This window comes from Burkholderia sp. Ac-20384 (genome assembly GCF_017104605.1).
Lineage (GTDB): Bacteria > Pseudomonadota > Gammaproteobacteria > Burkholderiales > Burkholderiaceae > Burkholderia > Burkholderia lata.
Genome location: NZ_JAAGPE010000009.1, coordinates 66,447 through 75,893, shown reverse-complemented (window position 1 = coordinate 75,893; position 9,447 = coordinate 66,447). Strand labels below are relative to the sequence as shown.

The following is a 9,447-nucleotide window of genomic DNA, read 5'->3' as shown; positions in this document are numbered from 1 at the left end:
CGGGACCGGCGCGCGTGCATGGCGCAGCAGGCCGACCGCTTCGGCAGCCGCCTTCGCCTCCCGCATACGCTCACCGTCGGGATGACCGAGCTGCTCCGCGAGATCGGGCCGGCCGGCCTGCCGCGCGACGCGCACGAGGCGGCGCCGAATCCCGCCGATCACGCCGCGCGCAGAGCGCCCTTCGCCGAGACGATCGGGCAGGTAGCGCTCGACGGCCTGGCGCACGGTCATGCCCGCGTACCACGCACGCAGCGCGGCCAGTTCGTCGGCGTCGGGAAATCCTGCGGGCGCAGGTGTGGAATCGGGGGAAGGCGGTGAGGCCAGGCGCGGGTTCATGGGCGCCAGTTTGACAGAAGCGCGCGCGGCCGGATACGGCGCGCGTGGCGTTTCCGGCGCGACGGGGTTCGATGCGCGACACCGGATCGTTCCGGCCTCGCGCCCACGCCCATCACATCGATCGAAACCCGTCAGCCGGTGACAGGCGTACGCCGCACTTCCGACAGGTAGATCAGGATCAGCGACACCCACACGATCCCGTAGAGGAACATGAAGCAGGTCGTACGCACGCGCAGCAGGTCGAGCAGCACGCCGAACAGGATCGGCAGCAGGAACCCGCCAAGCCCGCCCGCAAGCCCGACGATCCCCGTGACGACGCCCATGTTGTCCGCGAAATCGTCGGCGACGTACTTGAAGGTCGACGCCATCCCGAGCGCGAACACCGCGCCGAGCACGAAAGTCAGCGCGACGAAGCCGGCCACCGGCATCGCGACGTTCAGCGTCGCGGTGCCGTCGATCGTGTGGATCACGAAATCGGTTGCCGGATACGACAGCAGGAACAGCGCGATCCACGCAACCCACAGTCCCCACCATGTGACCGCATGCGCGCCGAAGCGGTCGGACAGCGCGCCGCCAAGCGCGCGCAGCACCGAGCCCGGCAGCGAGAAGCCGGCCGCGAACGCGGACGCCATCACGAGCGACATCCCGTATTCGCTCTTCAGGTACTGCGGAATCCACAGCGACAGCGCGGTAAAGCCGCCGAACGTGATCGAGTAATACTGGCAGAGCCGCCACACGCGCGGGTCGCGCAGCACCTTGAACGAGTCGAGCCACGAGCCGCCGCGCTTGCCGGCGCCCGGGTCCGGCGCCGACGCGAACCAGAAGATCGCAGCCGTGACAAGCAGCGCGACCGCGTAGACGCGCGGCACGAAGCGCCAGCCGTACGCGTTGAGCAGCAGCGGCGTGACGAACAGATTGACGGCCGCGCCACAGGTGCCCGCGCCGAACACGCCCATCGCGAGCCCACGCCGCTGCGGCGGGAAGAAGCGCGCGACGTACGGCGTGCCGACCGCGAACGACGCACCGACGCACCCGAGGAACAGCCCGATCAGCAGGAACTGCCACAGCTGCGTCGCGTAGCTGACGATATAGACGGGCACCGCGCACACGACGAGCAGCACCGTCATCACGATCCGGCCGCCGAAGCGGTCGGTCCACGTGCCGAGCGGCAAGCGCATCAGCGCACCGGTCAGCACGGGTGTCGACGTAAGCAGCCCGAATTCCGTGCTGTTCAGCCCGAGATCGGTGCGCAGCTGCACGCCAAGCACGCCGAACATCATCCACACGACGAAGCAGACCATGAACGCGAGCGTGCTCGCGGCCAGCACCGACCACGCGCGCAGCGGAATCGCCGGTGCGCCGCCCGCCGGCACCACGTTACCTTGTTGTTGAGTTGCCATACACCAAACCTCGTTTCATTGGACCAGCGGCCCGTTCGCGCCGTCGAATTCGACGCCTTCGACCCGCGCCTCGCCCGCGAGAATCGCCACGTACTGCCGCATCGCCCGCTCCCGCACGCGCGCCGACAGGTACGCGGCGATCTGCGCGGCGGCTTCGTCGAACGGCACCAGGTCACCCGGCACACGGCGCTCGATGCGCACGATGTGAAAGCCGAAGCGCGTGTTGACGAGTTTCGGCAGCACGCCGAGCCCGTCGGTGTCGAACAGCGCGGCCTCGAATTCCGGCACCGTGTCGCCGCGCAGCAACTGCCCGAGGCTGCCGCCGACTTCCGCCGACGGGCAGTTCGACGACGCGCGCGCGACCGCTTCGAACGTGTCGGGCGCGGCGACCACATCGGCGAGCGCGGCTTCCGCGCGCTGTCGCAGCGGCGCGAGCGGCACGCGGTCCGTCATCGCGAACAGCACGTGGCTCGCATAGACGATGTCGTTGCGGCGAAAGCGCGCCGGGTGCTGCGCGTAATAGCGCTCGCAATCCGCGCGATCGGGTTCGGGCACATGCGTGAGCTCGCGGTCGAGCAACGCGTCGACGGCCACGTCGTCGAGCGGCGCACCTTCGTCGAGCAGCGCGAGCGATACCGCGCGCTGCCGCAGCAGTTCGCGCACCGCGAGCGCGCGCCGTGCGGCGTCGAGCGGATCGGGTGCATCGCCGTGATGCGCGGCCTCGGCCGCGACCGCGTCGTCATCGATCGCGACGCCGTTGATGCGCAGCGCGGCCGGCACGTCCGGGAGAACGTCGTTCATGGCGCCTCCTCAGCGCTTGCGCACGAGCTGGTACGGGCGGATCAGGTACGCGACCGACGCGATCCCGCTCCAGATGTGCACCATCCGCGTGAACGGCGACACGAGGAAGATCGTGAAGCCGAGCAGGATGTGCAGCCGGTATGTCAGCGGCACGCCGACGAGCAGGCTCGCGATATCCGGCCGGAACGTGACGACGCCCTTCACGTAGTCGGTGAGCTGCTCGAACATCGCGCCGTCCATGTGGTGCGTCGACAGCACGACGGTGCCGAGCCCGAGCGCGAGCTGCACCCACAGCATCAGCACGATCAGGATGTCGGACCGGCGGCTGTTGCGGCGGATGCGCGGGTCGCCCAGGCGCCGCCAGATCAGGATCGTCAGCCCGATGATCGCCGCGACGCCGGCCGCCCCGCCCGCTACCATCGCGACGAGCTGGTGCCCGGACGCCGACAGGAACGGCGACACGAGCCAGTGCGGCGCGAGAAAGCCGCCGAAGTGCCCGAGCACGACGACCAGCACGCCCCAGTGGAACAGGTTGCTGCCGAGCCGCAGCATGCCGTGACGCAGCAGCTGCGACGAATCGCTTTTCCACGTGTACTGCTCGCGGTCGAAGCGGATCAGGCTGCCCAGCAGCAGCACGGCGAGACAGATGTACGGATAGATTCCGAACAGGAATTGATGCAGGTAGTCGTTCATGGCTTTCCCCTGTTGGACCGGCGCGCCTACGCGCGCCGCGCGGGCCGTTGATCGTAGAAGCGCACCGGTTCCTCCGCCGGCGTGGCCGCGCCGACGAAGCGCACGGCCTCGTCCGCATACGACGCGTCGAGCGCGCGGTAGTCGGCGGCGCTCGGCCGCTCGGCGGCCACGTCGTCGTCGGTGGCGTCCGGCGCGTCGGCCGGTGCGAGGCCGGCCATCGGCAGCAGCGCACCGACGACGAAGCCGTAATGGCTGCCGCGCTGCGCGAGCTGGCTGGCCAGCGCGCTCAGAATTTCGCCGGTTTCGGCGAGCAGCTTGCGTGCCTCGGACGCCGGCAGCCGCGACAGGTATTCGAGGAACACGGGCAGGTAGTCGGGCAGTTCGCCCTGGTTCAGGAACAACCCGTGCCGCTCGTACATCTGCAGCAGGTCGACCATCGCCTGCCCGCGGTCGCGCGATTCGCCGTGCACGTGCTCGAACAGGTACAGCGACGTCGCGCGGCCACGATCGAACAGCCCGACGTAGTTCTCCTGCAGCGTCAGCAGGTCGCGTTCGCGCACGTACGCAAGGAACCGGTCGAGGCCGGCGCGCACCGTTTTCGGCAAGCGCGCGTGCTCGCACAGATGCGTATCGATCGAGTCGAGCGAGGCGACGAGCGCCTCGTCGGGATAGTCGAGCAGCGCCGCGAGCGCCGCATAGGTCGGATCGGGTGCGGTGCTCATCATCGGGACGCCTCGTGGATCGGAATGGTCTTGCTGCCCTTCCTCGGGCTGAACAGGCTCGCCTCGGAACGGCCGTCCGAGCAGCCGTTGCCGAACGAGAAGCCACACGACGCGCGCAGGTCGTAGGCGTTCTCCGCGTACTCGCGATGCGTGGTCGGGATCACGAAACGATCCTCGTAGTTCGCGATCGCGAGATAGCGGTACATCTCCTCGACTTGCGCGAGCGACAGCCCGACCTGGTCGAGCACACCGCGCGCGTCGATGCCGTCGACGTGGCGCGCGCGCATGAACGCGCGCATCGCGAGCAGCCGCTCGAGCGCGAGCTTCACGGGCGCCTCGTCGCCGGCCGTCAGCAGGTTCGCGAGATAGCGCAGCGGAATGCGCAGCGACTCGACGTCCGGCAGGTAGCCGTTCATCCCGAGATCGCCGCTGTTCGCGGCCGCGTTGATAGGCGACAGCGGCGGCACGTACCACACCATCGGCAGCGTCCGGTATTCCGGATGCAGCGGGAACGCGATCTTCCAGTCGATCGCCATCTTGTAGGTCGGCGAACGCCGCGCCGCGTCGATCCATGCGGCGGGCACGCCGTCACGTTCGGCCTGCGCGATCACGGCCGGGTCGTCCGGATCGAGGAACAGCGACAGCTGCGCTTCGTACAGGTCCTTCTCGTTCTCCACGCTGGCCGCCTCGCTGATCCGGTCGGCGTCGTACAGCAGCACGCCGAGATAGCGGATGCGGCCCACGCAGGTTTCCGAGCACACGGTCGGCTGGCCGGCCTCGATGCGCGGATAGCAGAAGATGCACTTCTCGGCCTTGCCGCTCTTCCAGTTGTAGTAGATCTTCTTGTACGGGCAGCCCGACACGCACATGCGCCAGCCGCGGCACTTGTCCTGGTCGATCAGCACGATGCCGTCTTCCTCGCGCTTGTAGATCGAGCCCGACGGGCACGACGCGACGCACGCCGGGTTCAGGCAGTGCTCGCACAGGCGCGGCAGGTACATCATGAAGGTGTTCTCGAACTGCCCGTAGATGTCCTTCTGCACATTCTCGAAGTTGTAGTCCTTCGCGCGCTTCTCGAACTCGCCGCCGAGGATCTCCTCCCAGTTCGGCCCCCACTCGATCTTCTCGAGCCGCTGGCCGCTGATCACCGAGCGCGGCCGCGCGACCGGCATCGCGCGCGTATTGCCGGCTTCCTGAAGATGCGCGTAGTCGAACGTGAACGGCTCGTAGTAATCGTCGATCTCGGGCAGGTGCGGATTCGCGAAGATCTGCGCGAGCAGCCGCCACTTGCTGCCGAGACGCGGCTCGATCTTGCCGTCCGCGCGCCGTTTCCAGCCGCCGCGCCAGCGGTCCTGGTTCTCCCAGTCCTTCGGGTAGCCGATGCCCGGTTTCGTCTCGACGTTGTTGAACCACGCGTATTCCATCCCTTCGCGGCTCGTCCAGACGTTCTTGCAGGTCACCGAGCAGGTATGGCAACCGATGCACTTGTCGAGGTTCAGCACCATCGCGATCTGTGCGCGTACCTTCATGACGTTTCTCCTTCGCGGGCACCCTGTGTCACCGTTGCGGCGTCCTCGCCATCGAGCCAGTCGATCTTGTTCATCCTGCGCACGATCAGGAACTCGTCGCGATTCGAGCCGACCGTGCCGTAGTAGTTGAAGCCGTACGCGAGCTGCGCGTAGCCGCCGATCATGTGCGTCGGCTTCAGCGCGATGCGCGTGACCGAGTTGTGGATGCCGCCGCGCGTGCCGGTGATCTCGGAGCCCGGCGTGTTCACGATCTTCTCCTGCGCGTGGTACATCATCACCATCCCGGACGGAATCCGCTGGCTGACCACGGCCCGCGCACACAACGCACCGTTCGAGTTGTAGCACTCGATCCAGTCGTTATCGACCGCGCCGATCGCCTTCGCGTCGTCCTCGGACATCCACACGATCGGGCCGCCGCGCGACAGCGTCAGCATCAGCAGGTTGTCCGTGTAGGTGCTGTGGATCCCCCACTTCTGGTGCGGCGTCAGGAAGTTCAGCACGCGTTCGGGGTTGCCGTTCGAGCGCGTGCCGACCATGTGCGTGTAACTGCCGGTATCGACCGGCGGCTTGTACGCGCACAGCGATTCGCCGAACGCACGCATCCACGCGTGATCCTGGTAGAGCTGCTGGCGGCCGGTCATCGTGCGCCACGGCACCAGCTCGTGCACGTTCACGTAGCCGGCGTTGTACGACACGTGCTCGGATTCGATCCCGCTCCAGGTCGGCGACGAGATGATCTTGCGCGGCTGCGCCTGGATGTCGCGGAAGCGGATCTTCTCGTCCGCGCGCGCGGCGGCCAGGTGCGTATGGTCGATGCCGGTGATGCCGGACAGCGCGCGCCATGCCTTCACCGCCACCTCGCCGTTGGTCTCGGGTGCGAGCGCGAGGATCACCTCCGCCGCGTCGAGCGCCGTGTCGATGCGCGGGCGCCCTTGCGCCGCGCCGTCGGCCACCTTGTAGTTCAGCTCGCCGAGCAGCTTCACTTCGTCCTTCGTATCCCAGCCGATGCCCTTGCCGCCGTTGCCGAGCTTGTCCATCAGCGGCCCGAGCGACGTGAAGCGCGCGTAGGTGTTCGGGTAGTCGCGCTCGACGACGGTCACGTTCGGCATCGTGCGGCCCGGTACCGGCTCGCATTCGCCGCGCTTCCAGTCCTGCACGTCGAACGGCTGCGCGAGTTCGCCCGGCGTGTCGTGCGCGATCGGCGCGAGCACGACGTCACGCTCGACGCCCAGATGCCCGTCGCACAGTTCGGAGAAGCGCTTCGCGATCCCCTTGAAGATCTCCCAGTCGCTCTTCGATTCCCACGCGGGATCGACGGCCGCCGACAGCGGGTGGATGAACGGGTGCATGTCGGACGTGTTCATGTCGTCCTTCTCGTACCACGTCGCGGTCGGCAGCACGACGTCCGAGTACATGCAGGTCGTCGACATCCGGAAGTCGAGCGTCACGAGCAGGTCGAGCTTGCCGCGCGGTGCTTCGTCATGCCACTTCACTTCCTCGGGACGCGTGCCGCCCGTCGCGCCGAGATCCTCGCCCTGCACGCCGTTGGTGGTGCCGAGCAGGTGCTTCAGGAAATACTCGTGCCCCTTGCCCGACGAACCGAGCAGGTTCGAGCGCCACACGAACAGGTTGCGCGGAAAGTTCTCCGGCGCATCGGGATCCTCGCTCGCCATCTTCAGCGTGCCCGCCTTCAGTTGCTGCGCGACCTCCGCGCCCGCATGCGCGGGATCGCCGAGCGCCGCACCGACCTTCAGCGGATTCACCGCGAGCTGCGGCGCGGATGGCAGCCAGCCCATCCGTTCCGCGCGCACGTTGTAGTCGATCGGCGCGCCGTGGAACTGCGACTTGTCCGCGAGCGGCGACAGCAGCGTGGCCGGGTCCATCGGGTCGTAGCGCCACTGGTCGGTATGCGCATAGAAGAACGACGTCGAGTTCATCTGGCGCGGCGGCCGGCTCCAGTCGAGCGCACCCGACAACACCGTCCAGCCCGTCTGCGGGCGCAGCTTCTCCTGGCCCACGTAGTGCGACCAGCCGCCGCCCGGCTTGCCGACGCAGCCGCACATGATCAGCATGTTCATGATCGCGCGGTACGACATGTCCATGTGGAACCAGTGGTTGATCCCCGCGCCGATGATCACCATCGACTTGCCCTGCGTCTTGTGCGCGTTTTCCGCGAACTGTCGCGCGACCGAGATCACGTCCGCGCGCTTCACGCCGGTGATCGCTTCCTGCCAGGCCGGCGTGTAAGGCAGGTCGTCGTCGTAACTCGCGGCCACGTCGCGGCCGCCGAGCCCCTGGTCGAGTCCGTAGTTCGCGACGAACAGGTCGTAGACGGTCGCGACCAGCAGGTCGCCGTTGCGCGTCGCGACGCGCCGCACGCCGATCCGGCGCGACAGCTCGGACGTGTGCTGCGTCGAATTGAAATGCGCGTGCGGCTGGTTGCCGAAGTACGGGAACAGCACGTCGACCACGTCGTCATGCGCGGCCGTGCACGACAGCCGCGGCGCGAGCGCCGCGCCCTTCGACGTCTCGCCGCGCAGGTTCCACTTGCCCTTGTCGGCTTCGTCCTGCTGCCCCCAGCGGAACCCCACCGAGCCGACCGGCACGACGAACTCGCCGGTCGCGTCGTCGATCATCACGGTCTTCCAGTCCGGGTGGGCGGCCTCGTCGAGCGCATCGTCGAAGTCGGACGCGCGCACGAGGCGCTCGGGCACGTAGCTGTCGCCATGCGGCACGAGGCGCACGAGGCACGGCATGTCGGTGTAGCGCTTGCAGTAGTCGGCGAAGTAGTCGCTCTTCGCCGCCAGGCCTGGGCTGGCCGCATGAAACTCCTTGAGGATCACATGGCCCATCGCCAGCGCGAGCGCCGCGTCGGTGCCCTGCTTCGGGTGCAGCCACAGGTCGCCGAATTTCGCGCCTTCCGAGTAGTCGGGGAACACCGACACGACCTTGGTGCCGCGATAGCGCGCCTCGACGAGGAAGTGCGCATCGGGTGTACGCGTTTGCGGGACATTGGAGCCCCACATCATGATGAACGTCGAGTTGTACCAGTCGGCCGATTCCGGCACGTCGGTCTGCTCGCCCCAGGTCTGCGGCGACGCGGGCGGCAGGTCGCAATACCAGTCGTAGAAGCTCAGGCACACGCCGCCGATCAGCGACAGGTAGCGGGAGCCGGCCGCATACGACACCATCGACATCGCCGGAATCGGCGAGAAGCCGACCACGCGATCGGGGCCGTGCTGCTTCACGGTGTGGACGTTCGCGGCCGCGACGATCTCGTTGACCTCATCCCAGCTCGCGCGCACGAAGCCGCCGAGCCCGCGCCGGCTCTGGTACGAACGGCGTGCGTCATCGTCCTCGACGATCGAGCGCCACGCGTCGACGGGCCCAAGCGTGCGGCGGCGTTCGCGCCACAGCTTCACGAGCGCGCTGCGCACCATCGGATGCTTCAGGCGGTTCGCGCTATACAGATACCAGGAGTAAGACGCGCCGCGCGAACAGCCACGCGGCTCGTGGTTCGGCATGTCGGGACGCGTGCGCGGATAGTCGGTCTGCTGGGTTTCCCAGGTGACGATCCCGCCTTTCACGTAGACCTTCCACGAGCACGAGCCCGTGCAGTTCACGCCATGGGTCGAGCGAACGATCTTGTCGTGCTGCCAGCGCATCCGGTAGCCGTCTTCCCATTGTCGGTCTTCGTCCGTGACGGCACCGTGTCCGTCGGAAAAGCGTGGCCTCGTGGTGGAGAAATAACGCAATCTGTCCAGGAAATGGCTCATGGGGATCTCGTTTTTCCGGTCTTTTGGCAGACCCTGATTATTTAAGGAGGTGAAATAGCGGATGTAAAGGTCGATTGAATGGCGATCGCTTCGCACTTTTCACCGCGTTCGAATCGATTGTCGCGCGGATCGACATATCATGAATTGATACAAATCACGATAGCGTTGATCCGGGCGAAACAGCGAAACC

Annotated in this window: 6 protein-coding genes and 1 pseudogene; all 7 read right to left on the bottom strand. The window is 67.2% G+C overall.

Annotated elements, in window-relative coordinates; translation table 11 throughout:
- Nucleotides 1-336: pseudogene (locus G3O00_RS03575) on the bottom strand (integrase); the annotation flags it as partial.
- Nucleotides 337-467: 131 nt separating this feature from the next.
- Complete coding sequence (locus tag G3O00_RS03570; RefSeq protein WP_206142080.1) at nucleotides 468-1,736, bottom strand: nitrate/nitrite transporter; 1,269 nt, start codon at nucleotides 1,734-1,736, stop codon at nucleotides 468-470.
- Between the two features lie 15 nt (nucleotides 1,737-1,751).
- Nucleotides 1,752-2,537, bottom strand: a complete 786-nt coding sequence (locus G3O00_RS03565; RefSeq protein WP_206142079.1) for a peptidylprolyl isomerase — start codon at nucleotides 2,535-2,537, stop codon at nucleotides 1,752-1,754.
- A 9-nt stretch (nucleotides 2,538-2,546) separates the two neighbouring features.
- A complete protein-coding gene (gene narI / locus G3O00_RS03560) occupies nucleotides 2,547-3,230 on the bottom strand; it encodes a respiratory nitrate reductase subunit gamma (RefSeq protein ID WP_206142078.1) in 684 nt (227 codons plus the stop codon).
- A gap of 26 nt (nucleotides 3,231-3,256) precedes the next feature.
- Nucleotides 3,257-3,952 carry a nitrate reductase molybdenum cofactor assembly chaperone gene (gene narJ, locus G3O00_RS03555; protein ID WP_206142082.1) on the bottom strand — a complete coding sequence of 232 codons (696 nt, stop codon included), beginning with the start codon at nucleotides 3,950-3,952 and terminating at the stop codon, nucleotides 3,257-3,259.
- On the bottom strand, nucleotides 3,952-5,481 hold the full coding sequence (gene narH, locus G3O00_RS03550; protein ID WP_206142077.1) for a nitrate reductase subunit beta: 1,530 nt from the start codon (nucleotides 5,479-5,481) through the stop codon (nucleotides 3,952-3,954). Before narH ends, narJ begins: the two co-directional genes overlap by 1 nt.
- Nucleotides 5,478-9,257: a nitrate reductase subunit alpha gene (locus tag G3O00_RS03545; protein ID WP_206142076.1), complete on the bottom strand. Its 3,780-nt coding sequence runs from the start codon at nucleotides 9,255-9,257 to the stop codon at nucleotides 5,478-5,480. The genes narH and G3O00_RS03545 overlap by 4 nt, the downstream gene beginning before the upstream one ends.
- Nucleotides 9,258-9,447 lie beyond the last annotated feature (190 nt).